The following is a 16,453-nucleotide window of genomic DNA, read 5'->3' as shown; positions in this document are numbered from 1 at the left end:
CGCTACTTGCGGCTGAACAACAGGCTCAACCCGACGACGACCAGGATTGCCGGCCACCACGTGCTGATCAATCGGCCCAGGCTGAGGCTGGTGTAGCCCAGGTTGTTCAGCAGGAACAACGTGCCGACCACGATCAGCACGAGTGCGGCGACGACATTTCCCTTCATTCCCGGTTTCCCCTGTTGAGATGGTGATGGATCATCACGGCGATTCTGGCCAGTCGTGCGCGTGCAGCGCAAGCCAGCTGCGTCGCGGTTCGTGCATCGCAGGATTCGAAGCGCACCGTCTCGCCAGGCCGCAACTGTGCCAGCCGGTGCAGGTCCGCGCTGATCACATGGCCCAGGCGCGGATACCCGCCGACGGTCTGCGCATCGGCGAGCAGCACGATAGGCAGGCCGCCTGGCGGCAGTTGAATGGTGCCGGGTGCGACGGCGGCGGAGATCTGCTCCTCGGCATCGACGTGCAGCGCGGTGCCTTCCAGGCGTACGCCCTGGCGGTTGCTGCGGGCGCTCGCCTGCCAGGCCTGTTGCGCCAGTTTCAGTGCGGCAGGATGCGCCGACGGGACGTAGTGGATCGGCGCATTGGCGGCGCCTTCGCTCGGATCGAACCACCAGCCTGGCATGCGTGGCTGCGTGCACTCGATTGCCCGGGCGATCAACGGCACGCGATCACCGGCGCGCAATGCGCGCCCTTGCCAACCGCCGAATCCGCCGCGCAGGTCGGTGCTGCGGCTGCCGAGTACCGCTGGCACGTCGATCCCGCCCGCCAACGCCAGCCACGCGCGCGCGCCACCGTGCACGGCGCCCAGTCGCAACGTGCCTGCGGGAAGGTCGACCGGCCGCCCCTTGTGCACCACGAAATCACCCCCGGACGCCGCGGTGAAGCTGGCGGACACGTTGGCGCCGGTCAACGCGATACGCGCGGGTCTGTCGAACCCTAGCGTCGGCCCCTGCAGGGTCAGCTCCAGCAGCGCTGCCCCCTTGTCGTTGCCCACGAGCCAGTTGGCCAGCGCCGCATTGCCCGCATCCAGCACACCGCCACCGGCGACGCCGACGTGGCGCCAGCCGTGGCGGCCAAGGTCCTGCACGGTGGTGAGCAGGCCGGGCGCGAGGACGTCCATGCCCGGTGTCGGCTGTTGGAGCGCGGGATGCGTCGTCATCGTGCAGGCAGGGGCACGAATCGAACGCAGTCGCCGGGCGTCAACAGCGCGGGAGATTCACGGGTCGGATCGAACAGCGCGAGTGGCGTGCGCCCGATCAGGCGCCAGCCGCCCGGACTCTCGTTGGGATAGATGCCGGTCTGCGCACCGCCGATGCCTACGCTGCCGGCCGGCACGTGCGTGCGCGGCGATGCGAGGCGCGGTAGCGCGAGTTCGGGATCCAGTCCCAGCAGGTAAGGAAATCCAGGCGCGAAGCCGATCATCGCAACGGTGTAATTGCCAGCGACGTGGCGAGCCACGAGTTCCTCCGCAGATAGGCCCAGTTCGGCCGCGGACGGTTCCAGATCGGGTCCATGTTCACCACCGTAGATCACCGGGATCTCGACGACGCGCGCCGTGGGTTCAATCGTGCGTTCGACCGTGTCTTCGCGCGTGGCGATGTCCAGCTGCGAAGCCAGCCATTCGCGGACGTCAGCCGCCGACGCGATCGCCGGATCGAAGAAAACCCCGAGGCTCGCATAAGCCGGAACCAGGTCGCGCAGCCACGTTGGCGCCCGTGCACGGACACGCGCCGCAAGCGCATGCACGCGTGCATTCACGAGCGGGTCGATGCGATCGCCAAGCTGCAGCAGCCAGGCGTCGTCCGCGATGGCCTCGATCGTTTCCGTACCGCTGACGGCAATCACGCCAGCGCCGCGCGCAGGCGCTCGATGCGCTTCACCAGTTCTTCGGGCGAATACGGCTGCGCCGTGGCGGTGCCCCACACCGGTCGCGGCCACGCGATGTCGTCGTCGAAGCGCGCGATCACGTGGATGTGCAGCTGCGGCACCACGTTGCCGAGCGCGGCGACGTTGAGCTTCTGCGGCTTGAACACAACCTGCAGCGCGCGGCTCACCGTGCTGATCTCGCGCGTGAGCTCGCCCTGCTGGTCGGCGTCCAGGTCGATCCATTCCACCGCGTCGGGCACCCGCGGCACCAGGATCAGCCAGGGATGGTTGGCGTCGTCCATCAGCTGCACGTCGCACAGCTTGAAGTGCGTGACCGGATGGGTGTCTTCCGCCAGCTGTGGATGCAGGTGCCAGTCGTTGTTCGATTGCCGGTTCCCCGGGGAACCGGTTCCGGGAGCCTTGTTCATCGCAGGTTCTCCGCGAGGAAATCGATGGTGCGCTGCCACGCCAATGCCGCGCTGGGGGCATGGTAATGCGTGTTGTCCACGTCGCGGTTGAATGCGTGGTCGGCGTCGTCGTAGACGAAGACCTTCGCGGTCGGCTGCCTGGTGCGATGCAGTTCGATATCCGTCGGCGGAATGCTCCGGTCGCGTGTGCCGAAGTGGAACATCAGCGGCGCGCGGGCGGCTTCATCCAGGAACGGCACGCTGCGGGCACCGTAATAGCTGACCGAAGGCAGCCCCAGGCGGGTGTTGGCGAGGAAGGCGACGCTGCCGCCCCAGCAGAAGCCGACCACGGCGGTGCGCAGGCCCTCGGACTCCAGCAGCGTGTCCGCCGCCGCGACGATGTCCACCGCGCGGTCGAAGCCGAGGCGGTTGCGCAGGTCGACACCGCGCTGCGCATCCGCTTCGGTGTAGCCCAGTTCGATGCCGGTCTCGACCGGGTCGAACAGCGCAGGCGCCAACGCCACGAACCCGGCGGCGGCGAAGCGCTCGGCCACGGCGCGGATGTGTCCGTTGACCCCGAATATCTCCTGCAACACCACCACGGCGCCGCGCGAAGGCCCCGAGGGCTCAGTCCACCAGGCGCGGACGGGGCCGTGAGGGGTTTCCAGATCGATCCATCGGCTCATGCGGGCGGGCTCGGGCGGGGCTTGCGGGGCGGCCGCCTGCGTAGGGCGGGCCGGGGGAGATGGTTACTTAACGCCTTGCCGACCGCCGACCGCAAGCCTCCGGTCCTGTGGCGGTGGCCGCGCTATAATTGACTGTTTCCCTTGAAGTTTTAGTCAATGACCCTTGCCAATCCCAAGGTCGGTTTCGTCAGTCTCGGTTGCCCGAAGGCGCTGGTCGATTCCGAACGCATCCTCACCCAGCTGAAGGTCGAGGGCTACGACCTGGTGCCGACCTACGACGATGCCGATGTCGTCGTGGTCAACACCTGTGGCTTCATCGATTCGGCGGTGGCGGAATCGCTCGACGCGATCGGCGAAGCGCTGGCGGAGAATGGCAAGGTCATCGTCACCGGCTGCCTGGGCAAGCGCGAGGAGATCATCCGCGAAGCGCACCCGGGCGTGCTGTCGATCAGCGGTCCGCAGGACTACGCCAGCGTGATGGAAGCCGTGCACAAGGCGCTGCCGCCGAAGCACGATCCCTTCATCAATCTGGTGCCGCGTCGGCCGGTCGAGATCGATACGGGCGACATCGGCATCAAGCTCACGCCAAAACACTACGCGTACCTGAAGATTTCCGAAGGCTGCAACCACCGCTGCAGCTTCTGCATCATCCCGTCGATGCGCGGCGACCTGGTATCGCGCCCGGTCGACCAGGTGCTGCGCGAAGCCGAAAAGCTCGCGATGGGCGGGGTGAAGGAACTGCTGGTGATTTCGCAGGACACCTCGGCCTACGGCGTCGACGTGAAGTACGCCGAGCGCGAATGGCGCGGCAAGCAGTACCAGACGCGGATGAAGGCGCTGTGCGAAGGCCTGTCGGAGCTGGGCATGTGGACGCGCCTGCATTACGTGTATCCGTATCCGCACGTCGACGAGATCATTCCGTTGATGGCAGAGGGGAAATTGCTCCCGTACCTCGACATCCCGTTCCAGCACGCCAGCCCGCGCGTGCTCAAGCTCATGAAGCGCCCGGGTGCCGTCGACAAGGTGCGCGAGCGCATCCACAAGTGGCGCGAGATCTGTCCGGACATCACCATCCGCTCGACCTTCATCGTCGGCTTCCCCGGCGAGACCGAAGCGGAGTTCGAGGAGCTGCTGGATTTCCTCGACGAAGCGCAGCTCGATCGTGTTGGCGCATTCGCGTATTCGCCGGTCGAAGGCGCCGCGGCCAATGGCCTGCCCGATCCGGTGCCGGAAGAAGTGAAGCAGGAGCGCCTCGCGCGCTTCATGGAGCGCCAGGCGGAGATCTCCACCGCGAAGCTCGAAGCGAAGGTCGGCACGATCCAGCGCTGCCTGGTCGATGCGATCGATGGCGAACTGGCGATCGCACGCTCCATGGCCGACGCGCCGGAGATCGATGGCCTGGTGCAGATCCAGAACGGCTTCGAGGCCGGCCTGAAGCCGGGTGAATTCGTCGACGTCGAGATCATGGGCAGCGACGAGCACGACCTGTACGGCGAAGTGCCGTTCGACGACTGATCGCACGGCGGCAGGCGACGCGGGTCCTCGCGCCGACGGCTTTTCCCGGGTCTGCATAGTCCCTAAGCTCCGCAGGGTTCCCACCTTCCGGAGCGGCCATGCGGCTTGTCGCCTGTACGTTGTTGTTGTGCGCCAGCGGGACGGTCCTTGCCGGCAACAACGCCGATATCGCTGAATTCGTGCCCGATGGCATGGCGGTCGAATCGCGCCTGGATGCCGATCTCACTGGCGACGGACGGCCCGAAGCCATCTTCATCGCGACCGGTGAGGAAACGCGCGTGTGCACCGTGCTGGGGCGCTTTCAGGTCGATGCCGCACCCGGCCAGAAGGCATACGAAGTGCTGTCGCCCATCGACTCCCTCGCGCTCGAGCTCAGCCCGCTCGGCTCCGGCAGCCTGTCGGCCAAGAAGGGCGTCCTGATGCTGGAAGACCTGACCGGCGGCACCACCGCGACGCAGACGACCTACCGGTTCCGTTTCGATGCATCCGAGGACCGCATGCGCCTGATCGGCCTCGACACCGAACGCTACAGCCGCACCAACAGCCACGGCAGCATCAAGCTCAGCTGGAACCTGCTCAACGGCGCGCACATCGTCCAGCAGGGCGATCTGGACGAAAGCGGCCAGGGCGACGGCGCGTATCGCTACCGGCCCGAGCAGAAGACGGTGCACAAGTCGGAAAAGGTCTTCATGTCCGACACGCCCAATCCCGACGACCTGATCGACGCCGAGATCGTGCCCGAGGGCGAAGACCGCAACTAGGAACGTCAGAACAAATCGAAGTCCGAACGTAGTGAGGAATCTCCAAAAGAACGACTTGGATTTCTCACTACGCTCGAACGACAGTTGCCAGCGGTTTCCTTCGCAATCGGCTTGCACTGCAAGAACCTGCAGAAGCGCGATCCGGGCTCCTGCCGATGGCGTTGCAGTGGATTACTTGCCAGCCAGTTCCACGAGTGCGGCGGCCGTCGTTGGCCCGCGCGCGTAGGTGTCCGTGTGCGACGCGATCATCGTGCGGAACTCCAGCGCCGCAGCGAAACCGGTGGTCATCCCTTTTTTCTTCATGATGGCTTCGACTTTGTCGTCCTGCGCGTCGCTGGTGTCTGGCGCAATGTTGACGAAATCCCAGCTGTCGCCGTCCATGTGCGCGTACAACTGCGGCGCGGCTATGCCGGCTTCGCTGCCTGCAGCGTCGCGGGCAGCCAGCCAGCGCAGGAATTCCAGGTGCTTGCCTGGGGCGACGCGGTAGATCGACACGACAACGGTGCCGGATTCCTGGCTGCTGGCCGGGGGCGCCCAGGCCGCCAACGCGAGCACCAGGGGAGCGATCAGGGAAAGCACGGGACGGGAGCGGGACATGGCGAAACTCCTCTACGGGCGGGGGCCCGGTGTGCCGGCGCGACGGCCGGCCGGGGAGTGCCGGCGGAACTCCCTGGTCGAGTCTGCGGAAGGCCGGGCAACGCCATCGGGTCGCTTCCGCAGCCGGATGAACGGACGGATCGACACCGGACGGCCACGGAACAGCCGCCCGCGCATACTGGCCATGTCTCCCGGTCGTGCGAGGTTTGTCATGCAGGGCAATGGATTCACGCATCTGGCCAGGATTGCGGCCAGATTCACGGGCCGGCCGCTGTCGTTCGGGGTGGCGCTGGGTGTGGTGCTGGCCTGGGCCGTTACCGGTCCGTTCTTCGGCTTCAGCGATACGTGGCAGCTGGTGATCAACACCGGAACCACCGTCGTCACCTTCCTGATGGTGTTCCTGATCCAGTGCACGCAGAACCGCGATACCGAGGCGATGCACATCAAGCTCGACGAGTTGATACGTGCCACCCGCGGCGCGCACAACCGGCTGCTGGACCTGGAGGAGCGGGAGGAGGGCGAGCTCGACCAGCTGCGGCAGCGCTACGAAGACATGGCGACGCAGGCGCGCAATCGTGGGGAAAAAGAATAGCGTCGGGTTAGGGCACAGGCTGGCTGTCCCGGATCCTCGTCAGCATCTGCGAAGACACTCGGAAGTGTCTGGCGAGGTACTGCTGAGGTCTCGCGAGAGGTTGCTGACGTCTCACGAGACACGTCTGGCATCTGACGAGATGCTCTTTGGCATCTGCCCAGATGCGGCCGCCCCTATGCGAGATGTGGCAGCCCCCTCCCGAGATACTTCCAGCCTCTCTCGAGATGGCGCTGGGCATCTGCCGAGACATCGCCAGCCTCTCGCCAGATGGTTGCCGGCCTTCCCCAGACCTTTGCAGGTACCCGCGAGATGCTGCCGGGTCCTCCTGTGATGCGGCTGCACATCTGCCGAGACCGTGGAGAGCATCTCGGCCGTCGTCAAAGCGTCAGGAATATGCGACTTCGATGATCACGAACCGCTGCAGTCCGCCTGGCAACTGGGCTTCGAACTCGTCGTCCAGCCGCTTCTTCAGCATGGCGCGCGCCAAGGGCGAATCGATGCTGATGTAGCCCAGTTTCGCGTCGGTCTCGTCGGGGCCGACGATTCGGTAGCGGCTGACGTCGCCGCTGTCGACGTTCTCCACGTCAACCTGCGCGCCGAAGAAGACCGCCTCGCGGTCGGTGGGGGCGTCGGCCACCACGCGCAGTACTTCCAGCCGCTTGGACAGATACCGCACACGACGGTCTATCTCGCCCAGCTGTTTCTTGCGATAGGTGTACTCGGCATTCTCCGAGCGGTCGCCTTCGGCCGCTGCGGCAGCGAGCGCCTTCACCACTTCCGGGCGCTTCAGGCGCCACAGTTCGTCCAGCTCGGCCTTGAGTCGTGCATGCCCTTCGCGCGTGATCAGCGCGGTGCTTTTTTCGCCCGGTGGACGCCAACGTCCCATTTCTGCTCCGACAGCCCAAACAAGGAAGGCGGCCCATTCTGGCGGGCCGCCTTCGGCTTGTGGAGCTTTTGTCGACCGCGCGAGGCGGTCGCTGCCAGTTACTGCATCTGGCGCTTGAGCGTATGCGCGACCGCTAAGGTCTTGCCGTCGGCGTCGAGCTGGTCGATCTGCTCGTGCGAGGTCACGGCGTAAACGCGGTCCGGCTCGGCCTTGCTGTTGGGATCCAGGCGGACGCGCTTGCCGTTCTCTTCGGCGGTCCAGGTGCCGTCGAAGGCGACGGTGTGGCCCTTCGGGCCCTGGTACACCTCGTTCAGCTTGAACGAACCATCGGGAGCGAGTTCGATCTTCGCGTCGACACCCGCACAGTCGGCGCAGGGCAGGGTGCCGGTGAAGGTGCCGGCGAAGCCCTTGATGTCGAACGGCATCTCGGCGGGCGCTTCGGCTGGCATGGGCTCGGCGGCAACCGGCGCGGCCTCGGCTGCCGGGGCGGCTTCGGTGGCGGGAGCGGCGGGTTCGGCCGGCGCCTGCGGCTTGCAGGCGGACAGGACGACGACGGAGGAAGCCAGGGCGAGCAGCAACAACTTGCGGTTCATCGAATGCTCCAGGGTGGGGTTTGCGTCCAAGAGAGCGCGCATTCGATGGCAAGCGCGGCGCAGGGTCAACCTGCGCTGCAACAAAACGCCGGAGTCTGGTTCAGTCCGGCGACGCGGGTTGACGCGCGATTGGGGTCAGCGCTTCAGCGGCGCCCGCCGAAGATGCTGCCCAGCACGCCCCGCAGGATCTGCCGGCCGATCTGGCTGCCGACGGTGCGCGCGGTCTGCTTGGCCATCGACTCGACCATGCCCTGGCGCCGCTTGGTGCCGAACACCGCATCTTTCACGGACTGGCCGAAGCCACCTTCGTCGGCGTCGTCCTGTGCGCGGGTCCGTGCGGCCGGTGCTTCGGTCTTCTCGGTGGCGACTTCCACCTTCTTCGCCAGCAGTTCGGCGGCGGATTCGCGGTCGACCGCCTTGTCGTACTTGCCACCGACGGGGCTGCCGGCGCGTACCTGCGCGCGTTCGGCGTCCGTGATCGAGCCCATGCGGCAACGCGGCGGCGCGATCAGGGTGCGCTCGACCGGCATCGGCACGCCCTTGTCCTGCAGCGTCGACACCAGCGCCTCGCCGGTGCCGAGCTGCGAGATGGCTTCGGCGACGTCGAGCTTGGGATTGGCGACGAAGGTCTCCGCCGCCGTCTTCACCGCCTTCTGGTCGCGCGGCGTGAAGGCGCGCAGCGCGTGCTGCACGCGGTTGCCAAGCTGGCCGAGGATCTCGTCGGGCACGTCGTCCGGGAACTGCGAGCAGAAATACACGCCCACGCCCTTGGAACGGATGAGCCGCACCACCTGTTCCACGCGCTGGCGCAGCGCTGGCGGCGCGTCGTCGAACAACAGGTGGGCTTCGTCGAACACGAACACCAGCTTCGGCTTGTCCAGGTCGCCCACTTCCGGCAGCTGCTCGAACAGCTCCGACAGCAGCCACAGCAGGAACGACGAATACAGGCGCGGCTTCAGGACCAGTTGCTCGGAGGCGAGGATGTTGATGACGCCGCGGCCGTTGGTCGTCGTGCGCATCAGGTCCGACAGCTCCAGCGCGGGTTCGCCGAAGAACATCTCGCCGCCTTCCTGCTCCAGCCGCAGCAGCGAACGCTGGATCGCACCCACCGACTGCGTGCTGACCAGGCCGTAGGACGTGGAGATGTCCTTACGCTCGTCGGCGACCAGGCCGAGCAGCGCGCGCAGGTCCTCCAGGTCCAGCAGCAGCAGCCCGCGGTCATCAGCGAGCTTGAACACGATGTCCAGCACGCCCGACTGGGTGTCGTTGAGTTCGAGGATGCGCGACAGCAGCGTCGGCCCGATCTCGCTGATCGTGGCGCGCACGGGATGGCCGTTCTTGCCGAAGAGGTCCCAGAACACGACCGGGCTGCCTTCATTGGCGTAGTCGGCGATGCCGATGTCCTTGATCCGTCCCTGCAGCTTGTCGCTCATCGTGCCCGGCATCGCCAGGCCGGCAACGTCACCCTTCACGTCGGCCATGAACACCGGCACGCCCATGCGAGAGAAGCCTTCCGCGATGGTCATCAGCGTGACGGTCTTGCCGGTGCCGGTGGCGCCGGCCACCAGGCCATGGCGATTGCCGAGCTTTCCCTGGAGGTACACCAGGCCGGACTCGGGCGTGGTGACCGCCTTGCCTAGGAGGATCGCGTTGTCAGCCATGTGGGTGTCCGGAGTGGGAGTCGCCCGGATTCTAAGCTACGGACTGTTGTTGTCATCCCGCGCATGCGCTGGGCCAACAGGCCCTGGTGCGGCATGGATGCCCGTCGCTGGATGTGCGTGAACCTCCAGGCGAACCGACAGTCGCTGCAAAACGTGACCCATTGCCGTAATTCCACCCGCGGGACTACCCTGCGTCCTTGTCCGAATCGTGTAAGTCCATGCCTGCATTCCCCCGATCGCTGCTTGCCCTCGTCATCCTGGCGACGATGTCCCTCGACGCCTCCGCGCTCTCGCACCGCGACCAGTCCGCGGTGGACGCACTCAACCAACGGATGCAGGCCGCCGAGGCGAAATACCGCGAAGGGATGGTGCAGGTCGGTAACTCCGATCCGGACGGACAGAAGGTCACCGACGAAGCGCTGGAGGACATGGAGGATGTCGTCAACGCCTGCATGAAGCAGCGCGGCTGCTCGATCGGCACGATGCTGGTCACCTACAAGCGCCTGCTCAAGCTCACTGCCGACGCCGAGGCGGACGTCTCCGACGAACCGGAGGACGAAGACGACGAACACGGCAATCCACTCGCCACCGACGTCCCGGAAGCCGCGCGCGCCGCCCACCTGCTGTCCGAAGACCATCGTTTCGACCAGATGGTGCAGTTCAATCCTGCGGTGCAGGCCGGCATCCGTCGCTGGCTCACCGACATGCGCGGCTCGCTGATCTCCACCCACGAGAACTACCAGTACCTGCGTTACCAGATGTGGCCCGCCTACGAGCGCAGCGGCCTGCCGGAAGCGTTGCTGTTCGGCATCATGGCCAAGGAGTCCAACGGCAAGGTGCATGTCACCTCGCGCACCGGTGCAGGTGGGCTGATGCAGTTCATGCCTACCACGGGCCGCCGGTTCGGCCTGGGCAACGATGGCACCGGCTTCGACACCCGCTACGACCCGCGATCGGCGGCGCAGGCGAGCGCGTCGTATCTCAACGAACGCATGGCCGAACTGAACCGCAGCATCGAGATGGCGCTGGCGGCCTACAACGGTGGCGAAGGCCGGGCGCTGCGGGTGTTCCAGAACAGCGGCGGACGCAACTTCTGGGATGCGAGCGTCTACAACCAGTTTCCCGCCGAGACGCAGGACTACGTGCCGATGGTAATCGCGGCGGCCTGGCTGTACCTGCATCCGAAGGAATACGGCCTGAGTTTCCCCAGGATCGATGCGCGGCCGGCATCGCTGCGACTGGCGCAGCCCAGTTCGCTCTACCAGCTGACCATCTGCCTGGGCAATCGCGGCCAACGCGAGGGCTACCTGCGCGCGCTGCGCAACCTCAATCCGCGCCTGGCAGTCGACGCATGGCTGTCCGCGGGCACCACGCTCAACGCAACCACCCGGATCGTCGGCCTCTACAACCGCTGGTGCGTTTCCGGCCGCCGCGCCGAGCTTGCGCGCACGCTGGTGCTGAGCGATGCGCGTTCGGCGGTGGTGAGCCTGGGGCCGATTTCGACCGTCGGAAGCGATGCATCGGATGCCGTCGAGGCTCCCGCGGACGCGAATGCACCGACGAAACCGGTGGATCGTCCGGCTGCGAAGGCTTCCCGCGACGATGACAAGAAGAAGCGCAAGCACCCACGGGATTACCGCGTGCAGCGCGGCGAGACGCTGACGGCGATCGCGCAGAAGTTCGAGTGCGACATGGGCGTGCTGGCCAAGGCAAACAAGATCAAGGGGCCACGGTTCGCGATCCGACCCGGCCAGAAGCTGAAGCTTGAAGGTTGCGGCAATTGAATAGTCGCGAGGGCGGGGTGGCGCCGCAGCTGATGACCGCGCCAGCGAGTGGGGTGCGTCGCTGGGTGATGGCGGTCGCGATCGCCGCGTCGCTGGCGATTGCCGGTGCGCTGGCGCCCGAGCTGCGCTGGCTGCATTACGTTGCCAAGCCGACGGCGACGCTGCTTGTTGCCGCGATGGTGTGGCGGTCGCCTGCCATCGAACCGCGCTATCGCAGCGCCATCCTGGCGGGCCTGCTGTTGTCGACGCTGGGCGACGTGTTCCTGATGTTGCCATCGATGGCAAAGGGGCCGGACTGGTTCGTCTTCGGCCTGGCGAGTTTCCTGTTCGCCCATGTCGCTTATCTGGTCGCGTTCTGCAGTCGCGTTCGACTGTTCGCGGTGAAATGGCCGTTCGCCCTTTACGCGATCATCGCTGGCGGCGTGCTGTCGGTGCTGTGGCCGCACCTGCCGGCCGAGCTGCGGGTTCCGGTTGTCGCGTACGTGGCCGTGCTGGCGACGATGGCGGCGCAGGCGGCTGCGGTGTGGTCGCGCCTGCGCACGCCGACCGCTGCGGTGGCAGCGCTCGGCGGTGTGTTCTTCGTGGCGTCGGACGCAACCCTTGCCATCGACCGGTTCGTCGCGCCTTTCGGTGCGGCCATCGTGATCGTGCTGGCAACCTACTGGGCGGCGCAGGTGCTGATCGGCGCGTCGGCGCGACGCTCGCACTGAGTCGCGCGAAATTCCCGTCGACGCGTGGCGCTCGAACCAGCGCTCGAACCAGCGTTCAAGCCAGCGTCGCGAGTCGCTCGCCCAGTTGCACCGCCGTTTCGCCGCGCAGGTGCGCCGCGAGCCCGGCAACGCCCTTGGGCAGCAGCACGATTACCGTGGAGCCATAGTTGAACCGCGCCATTTCGGCGAAGCGTTCCAGCGCGATGTTGGCGCCGCGGTAGTCCTTGGTCGTGATTGGTCCGCCGTAAGCCGGGATCTCGACGCCGCTCCACACCGTCTCCACGCCGGACACCAGCAGCGCACCGACCATCACCACGGCCATCGGGCCGAAGTCGCAGTCGAAATGGCACACCAGCCGCTCATTGCGCGCGAACAATCCGGGCACGTTGGCCACGGCGTCCGGACCGACGCTGAACAACCGGCCCGGCACGTGCACTGTTTCGCGCAGGGTGCCGCCCCAGGGCATGTGCACGCGGTGATAGTCCTTCGGCGAGAGGTACACGGTGGCGAACACGCCGTCCTCGAATGCCTGTGCGGCGTCCTCGTCTCCCAGCAGCTGCGCGGTGGTGAATCCCTGGCCCTTCGCCTGGAAGATGCGGTCGCCGTCGATCGCACCGCATTGGCTGATGCGACCGTCGGCGGGCATCAGCAGCGCGCGCGGGTCGGCATCGGGTGTGCGGGCGCCGGGCTTGAGCGCGCGGGTGAAGAACGCGTTGAAGGTTTCGTACTTCGTCGGATCGGGTTCGGCGGCTTCGGACAGGTTCACGCCGAATTTCCGCGTCACCGTGTCGATCAGCCATTGCTTGACCGCGTGGCTGCGCGAGTACGCCAGCCTTCGCGCGAGCGAGGACAGCAGGCGGTGCGGCAGGACGTAGGTGAGGGCGGTGATGACTTTCATGGATGGACTCGTAGGCGTCGCGCCGATCAGGCGCCGATGCGGCTTGTCGCCGGGCAGTGTTGTCGCTACAGCTGGGTGCGCAGGTTCAGAGCGGCGTGTTCAAAGCAGCATGCTCAAGGAGCGTGTTCAAAGCGGCGTGGCGGCCAGCTTCGACATGTCGGTTGCGATATCCGCCGGTGCCAGCGGCGGCGGGATGAAGCCGGTTAATCGGCCCTTGGGATCCAGCACCGCCAACGCCGCGCTGTGTTCCATCGAGTACTGGTCCGCCGGCGCGCCGGCCGGGGCCGGAACCTTCGCGAACACCATGCTCAGCGACCTGGCGAACGCTTCCAGCGCGGGTACGTCCGCGGTCGCTGCCAGCGTGTCCTTGTGGAAGGCGTGGGCGTATTCGCCGATGGCATCGGGCGTGTCGCGTTCGGGATCGACGGAGACGAACAGCACGCGCGGTCGCGTCGCTTCGGGCATCGTCGCCCATTGCTTCTGTGCCTGCGACAGTTCCTGCAGGGTCAGCGGACATACGTCCGGGCAATGGGTGAAACCGAGGAAGACCAGGGTCCAGTGACCCTTGAGCTCGCCCGGCACCAGCGCGGTGCCGTCGGACTGGCGCAGGGAGAACGCGGGCAGTTCGCGGGCAGGTTCGAACAGGCGCACCACCTTGAGGGCGGGCCGCGCGGCCGAGGGCGCATGCGCGAACCAGCCCTGCGCGGCCCACAGGCCGAGTGCGGCTGCGATCGCGGCGATCAATACGTAGAGGGTGGTGCGGTTGAACATCGCCGGGGTCCCGGGAAAGCGGCGGACATGATAGCCGCCCACGATAGCCCCAGCCCCGGCATCGCTGATGCCGCGCGGGCGGCCGACACTGGCAAGTCGCTGGCTTTCAATCGCGATATGTCCGGGAAATCAGGTCAGCCAGGGGAGGATCCCAAGCCCCCGACGCCACCAATGCCGCGCGCGCGGCCGACATGGCAAATAGCCGGCTACTGATCGCGATATGCCCTGGGCCTCAAACCACGGGACACTGGGCTTGCCCCATATAATTGCCTCCCCCTCCGAAGCAGACCCCGCCGTGCCCGCCGAATCCCCCCGCTTTGAACAGGTTGCGTTCGAGCAGGTCTCGATCATCGACCTGATCCGCTACGGCGGCAGCCGTTTCAACGAGGCCGGCCTGACCTTCGGCCACAGCTACGACAACGCGCTGGACGAAGCCACGCAGCTGGTCCTGCACGCCCTGCACCTGCCCCACGACCTGAGCCCGGTGTATGGCGCCTCGCGCGTCACTGCGGCGGAGCAGGCGAAGGTGCTGGCGCTGTTCGAACGCCGCGTCAACGAGCGCGTCCCGGCGGCCTACCTCACCGGTGAAGCCTGGTTCGCTGGCCTGAGCTTCAAGAGCGACCGCCGCGCGCTGGTGCCGCGTTCGCCGATTGCCGAGCTGATCATCGGGGGCTTCGAGCCGTGGCTGGGTGGCCGCGACGTCGAACGCGTGCTGGACCTGTGCACTGGCTCGGGCTGCATCGCGATTGCCACCGCGCACTACCACCCGAACTGGCAGGTCGACGGTGCCGACATCAACGATGACGCGCTGTCGCTCGCGGCCGAGAACAAGGATCGCCTGCAGGCGAGCAACTGCACGTTGCGCAAGTCGGACCTGTTCAACGGTCTGAAGGGCGAGGTGTACGACCTGATCGTCACCAATCCGCCCTATGTCACCAACGCCGAAACCGATGCGCTGCCGAAGGAATACTCCTACGAACCCGACCTGGGATTACGCGCCGGCGACGATGGCCTGGACTTGGCGCTGAAGATCCTGCGCGACGCGCCGGACCACCTGAGCGAGCACGGCGTGCTGATCTGCGAAGTGGGCGAAGCCGAGCACGCGCTGGCCGCACTGCTGCCGGAAGTGCCAATGGCGTGGGTGGAGTTCAAGGTGGGGCAGATGGGGATCTTCGTGGTCGAGCGCCACGATCTGGTCGAGCACCACGCCCGGATCAAACAGCTGGCCGACGCGCGCGGCTGACACGGTTGGTAGCGGAGTTCTGCTCCGCTGCTTTCCCCTTGTGTCCGAAGGCATGAAAGGTTGAGACAGGCAGCGAACAAAGGTCCGCGCTACAGGTTCGGACGTCCTGCCGATCTTTCATAAGCGCACATCGAACCGGTTCCAGTCGCAACCGCTTTTTTCCCGTATATTTCAGGGCCTTACCCCCGCAATCTCACCCGCGCGCTCACGCCCGCGCCAGGACTCAACGTGGCCAGCAACACCTTCGGCAATCTGTTCGCAGTGACGACTTTCGGCGAAAGCCACGGTCCGGCGATCGGCTGCGTGATCGATGGCTGCCCCCCAGGCATCGCGATCGCGCCGGAGGAGTTCCGCCACGACCTGGAGCGCCGAGCGACCGGCAAGACGCGCCATACTTCGGCGCGGCGAGAGGCGGATGAAGTCGAAATCCTCAGTGGCGTGTACGAAGGCGTCACCACCGGCACGCCGATTGCACTGCTGATCCGCAACACCGACGCGCGCAGCAAGGACTACGCGAACATCACCGCGCAGTTCCGTCCTGGGCACGCCGACTACACCTATTGGCAGAAGTACGGCATCCGCGACCCGCGCGGCGGCGGGCGCTCCAGCGCACGCGAGACCACGATGCGTGTCGCTGCGGCGGTCATCGCGAAGAAGTGGCTGGCTTCAAGGTACGGCGTGCAGGTGCGCGGCTTCCTGTCGCAGATCGGTGAGGTCACTCCCGGCAACGACGCGTTCGATGCCGGCAACATCGACTGGAACGTTGTCGAATCCAATCCGTTCTTCTGGCCGGATGCGTCGCAGGTCGACGCGCTGGAAAGCTACATGGATGCCCTGCGCAAGTCCGGCGATTCCGTCGGCGCGCGCGTGGACGTCATTGCCAATGGCCTGCCGCCGGGCTGGGGCGAGCCGATCTATGGCAAGCTCGATGGCGAACTGGCCGCGGCGTTGATGTCGATCAACGCGGTGAAGGGCGTCGAGATCGGCGACGGTTTCGCGTCTGTCGCGCAGAAGGGCAGTTACCACCGCGACGAAATCAGCGCGGACGGCTTCCTCAGCAACCACGCCGGCGGCATCCTCGGTGGCATCAGTACCGGACAGGCGCTGCGCTGCTCCACCGCGTTCAAGCCGACCTCGAGCCTGCGCCTGCCGGTGCAGAGCCTGGACACCGACGGCAATGCGGTCGAAGTCGTCACCACCGGCCGCCACGACCCCTGCGTCGGCATCCGCGCTACTCCTATTTGCGAGGCCATGGTCGCGCTGGTGCTGATGGACCAGGCGCTGCGCCATCGCGCGCAATGCGGCGACGTGGGCGATATGGCGCCGCGGATTCCCGCAAAAGCGGACCCGGGTAAACGATAGCGGCCGGTTGCTTGCAGCTTCCCGGAATCCGGGTTCGGCAAGCCCCTGTTGCAACCGCGCCGCGCGTCCCCGCCCATCCAGCATTCCGCCCGCAAGCCCAATTCCGCTGCCGGCAAGGCGC

18 protein-coding genes are annotated in these 16,453 nt (G+C 66.4%); 7 read left to right on the top strand and 11 right to left on the bottom strand.

Annotated elements, in window-relative coordinates; translation table 11 throughout:
• Positions 1-2 precede the first annotated feature (2 nt).
• Genes ACYVD7_RS09640 through ACYVD7_RS09620 form a run of 5 tightly spaced genes read right to left on the bottom strand, consistent with a single transcriptional unit; the run spans position 3 to position 2,959 of the window.
• Positions 3-167, bottom strand: coding sequence for a LiaI-LiaF-like domain-containing protein (locus ACYVD7_RS09640; protein WP_460762240.1), 165 nt, complete (start codon positions 165-167; stop codon positions 3-5).
• Positions 164-1,159, bottom strand: a complete 996-nt coding sequence (locus ACYVD7_RS09635; RefSeq protein ID WP_460762237.1) for a 5-oxoprolinase subunit C family protein — start codon at positions 1,157-1,159, stop codon at positions 164-166. Before ACYVD7_RS09635 ends, ACYVD7_RS09640 begins: the two co-directional genes overlap by 4 nt.
• Positions 1,156-1,845: a 5-oxoprolinase subunit PxpB gene (gene pxpB / locus ACYVD7_RS09630; protein WP_460762235.1), complete on the bottom strand. Its 690-nt coding sequence runs from the start codon at positions 1,843-1,845 to the stop codon at positions 1,156-1,158. The genes ACYVD7_RS09635 and pxpB overlap by 4 nt, the downstream gene beginning before the upstream one ends.
• Positions 1,842-2,294, bottom strand: coding sequence for an HIT family protein (locus ACYVD7_RS09625; protein WP_460762232.1), 453 nt, complete (start codon positions 2,292-2,294; stop codon positions 1,842-1,844). The genes pxpB and ACYVD7_RS09625 overlap by 4 nt, the downstream gene beginning before the upstream one ends.
• Positions 2,291-2,959 (bottom strand): dienelactone hydrolase family protein, encoded by a 669-nt coding sequence (locus ACYVD7_RS09620; RefSeq protein ID WP_460762229.1) that lies wholly within the window; start codon positions 2,957-2,959, stop codon positions 2,291-2,293. Before ACYVD7_RS09620 ends, ACYVD7_RS09625 begins: the two co-directional genes overlap by 4 nt.
• 156 nt (positions 2,960-3,115) lie before the next feature.
• Here ACYVD7_RS09620 and rimO point away from each other — a divergent pair, with 156 nt between their 5' ends.
• Both rimO and ACYVD7_RS09610 read left to right on the top strand, forming a co-directional pair.
• The gene (gene rimO, locus ACYVD7_RS09615; protein ID WP_460762227.1) at positions 3,116-4,474 is read left to right on the top strand and encodes a 30S ribosomal protein S12 methylthiotransferase RimO; all 1,359 of its coding nucleotides are present in this window, start codon (positions 3,116-3,118) and stop codon (positions 4,472-4,474) included.
• Between the two features lie 98 nt (positions 4,475-4,572).
• Positions 4,573-5,235, top strand: coding sequence for a hypothetical protein (locus ACYVD7_RS09610; protein WP_460762224.1), 663 nt, complete (start codon positions 4,573-4,575; stop codon positions 5,233-5,235).
• A 171-nt stretch (positions 5,236-5,406) separates the two neighbouring features.
• Here the strand turns inward: ACYVD7_RS09610 and ACYVD7_RS09605 are convergent, their stop codons facing one another.
• Positions 5,407-5,832, bottom strand: coding sequence for a hypothetical protein (locus ACYVD7_RS09605; protein WP_460762221.1), 426 nt, complete (start codon positions 5,830-5,832; stop codon positions 5,407-5,409).
• A gap of 211 nt (positions 5,833-6,043) precedes the next feature.
• Between ACYVD7_RS09605 and ACYVD7_RS09600 the strand changes: the two genes are divergently transcribed.
• Complete coding sequence (locus ACYVD7_RS09600) at positions 6,044-6,424, top strand: low affinity iron permease family protein (RefSeq protein ID WP_460762672.1); 381 nt, start codon at positions 6,044-6,046, stop codon at positions 6,422-6,424.
• Positions 6,425-6,809: 385 nt separating this feature from the next.
• Here the strand turns inward: ACYVD7_RS09600 and greB are convergent, their stop codons facing one another.
• From greB to ACYVD7_RS09585, 3 genes are all read right to left on the bottom strand, one after another.
• Positions 6,810-7,310: a transcription elongation factor GreB gene (gene greB / locus ACYVD7_RS09595; RefSeq protein WP_460762218.1), complete on the bottom strand. Its 501-nt coding sequence runs from the start codon at positions 7,308-7,310 to the stop codon at positions 6,810-6,812.
• A 98-nt stretch (positions 7,311-7,408) separates the two neighbouring features.
• A complete protein-coding gene (locus tag ACYVD7_RS09590; protein ID WP_460762215.1) occupies positions 7,409-7,903 on the bottom strand; it encodes a copper resistance protein NlpE N-terminal domain-containing protein in 495 nt (164 codons plus the stop codon).
• A gap of 143 nt (positions 7,904-8,046) precedes the next feature.
• On the bottom strand, positions 8,047-9,564 hold the full coding sequence (locus tag ACYVD7_RS09585; protein WP_460762212.1) for a helicase HerA-like domain-containing protein: 1,518 nt from the start codon (positions 9,562-9,564) through the stop codon (positions 8,047-8,049).
• 218 nt (positions 9,565-9,782) lie between these two features.
• Between ACYVD7_RS09585 and ACYVD7_RS09580 the strand changes: the two genes are divergently transcribed.
• Positions 9,783-11,348, top strand: coding sequence for a transglycosylase SLT domain-containing protein (locus tag ACYVD7_RS09580; protein ID WP_460762209.1), 1,566 nt, complete (start codon positions 9,783-9,785; stop codon positions 11,346-11,348).
• Positions 11,349-11,380: 32 nt separating this feature from the next.
• Entirely contained in the window at positions 11,381-12,058 is a 678-nt protein-coding gene (locus tag ACYVD7_RS09575; protein WP_460762206.1) for a lysoplasmalogenase, read from the top strand.
• 55 nt (positions 12,059-12,113) lie between these two features.
• Here ACYVD7_RS09575 and asd read toward each other — a convergent pair whose 3' ends face one another.
• Complete coding sequence (asd, locus tag ACYVD7_RS09570; protein ID WP_460762203.1) at positions 12,114-12,956, bottom strand: archaetidylserine decarboxylase; 843 nt, start codon at positions 12,954-12,956, stop codon at positions 12,114-12,116.
• A gap of 126 nt (positions 12,957-13,082) precedes the next feature.
• Complete coding sequence (locus tag ACYVD7_RS09565; RefSeq protein WP_460762200.1) at positions 13,083-13,727, bottom strand: SCO family protein; 645 nt, start codon at positions 13,725-13,727, stop codon at positions 13,083-13,085.
• Between the two features lie 295 nt (positions 13,728-14,022).
• Here ACYVD7_RS09565 and prmB point away from each other — a divergent pair, with 295 nt between their 5' ends.
• Together prmB and aroC are read left to right on the top strand one after the other, a co-directional pair.
• Positions 14,023-14,970, top strand: a complete 948-nt coding sequence (gene prmB / locus ACYVD7_RS09560) for a 50S ribosomal protein L3 N(5)-glutamine methyltransferase (protein ID WP_460762197.1) — start codon at positions 14,023-14,025, stop codon at positions 14,968-14,970.
• Positions 14,971-15,198: 228 nt separating this feature from the next.
• Complete coding sequence (gene aroC / locus ACYVD7_RS09555; RefSeq protein WP_460762194.1) at positions 15,199-16,332, top strand: chorismate synthase; 1,134 nt, start codon at positions 15,199-15,201, stop codon at positions 16,330-16,332.
• The last annotated feature ends 121 nt before the right edge of the window (positions 16,333-16,453 follow it).

This window comes from Lysobacter fragariae, from assembly GCF_054779775.1.
Note: the sequence above shows the minus strand (reverse complement) of the source record. Positions and strands in the feature narration are given on the sequence as shown.

Coding starts and splice junctions, on each gene's coding strand:
- ACYVD7_RS09640 (WP_460762240.1), bottom strand. CDS start 167: ATGAAGGGAAATGTCGTCGCCGCACTCGTGCTGATCGTGGTCGGCACG.
- ACYVD7_RS09635 (WP_460762237.1), bottom strand. CDS start 1,159: ATGACGACGCATCCCGCGCTCCAACAGCCGACACCGGGCATGGACGTC.
- ACYVD7_RS09625 (WP_460762232.1), bottom strand. CDS start 2,294: ATGAACAAGGCTCCCGGAACCGGTTCCCCGGGGAACCGGCAATCGAAC.
- ACYVD7_RS09620 (WP_460762229.1), bottom strand. CDS start 2,959: ATGAGCCGATGGATCGATCTGGAAACCCCTCACGGCCCCGTCCGCGCC.
- rimO (WP_460762227.1), top strand. CDS start 3,116: ATGACCCTTGCCAATCCCAAGGTCGGTTTCGTCAGTCTCGGTTGCCCG.
- ACYVD7_RS09610 (WP_460762224.1), top strand. CDS start 4,573: ATGCGGCTTGTCGCCTGTACGTTGTTGTTGTGCGCCAGCGGGACGGTC.
- ACYVD7_RS09605 (WP_460762221.1), bottom strand. CDS start 5,832: ATGTCCCGCTCCCGTCCCGTGCTTTCCCTGATCGCTCCCCTGGTGCTC.
- ACYVD7_RS09600 (WP_460762672.1), top strand. CDS start 6,044: ATGCAGGGCAATGGATTCACGCATCTGGCCAGGATTGCGGCCAGATTC.
- greB (WP_460762218.1), bottom strand. CDS start 7,310: ATGGGACGTTGGCGTCCACCGGGCGAAAAAAGCACCGCGCTGATCACG.
- ACYVD7_RS09590 (WP_460762215.1), bottom strand. CDS start 7,903: ATGAACCGCAAGTTGTTGCTGCTCGCCCTGGCTTCCTCCGTCGTCGTC.
- ACYVD7_RS09585 (WP_460762212.1), bottom strand. CDS start 9,564: ATGGCTGACAACGCGATCCTCCTAGGCAAGGCGGTCACCACGCCCGAG.
- ACYVD7_RS09580 (WP_460762209.1), top strand. CDS start 9,783: ATGCCTGCATTCCCCCGATCGCTGCTTGCCCTCGTCATCCTGGCGACG.
- ACYVD7_RS09575 (WP_460762206.1), top strand. CDS start 11,381: ATGACCGCGCCAGCGAGTGGGGTGCGTCGCTGGGTGATGGCGGTCGCG.
- asd (WP_460762203.1), bottom strand. CDS start 12,956: ATGAAAGTCATCACCGCCCTCACCTACGTCCTGCCGCACCGCCTGCTG.
- ACYVD7_RS09565 (WP_460762200.1), bottom strand. CDS start 13,727: ATGTTCAACCGCACCACCCTCTACGTATTGATCGCCGCGATCGCAGCC.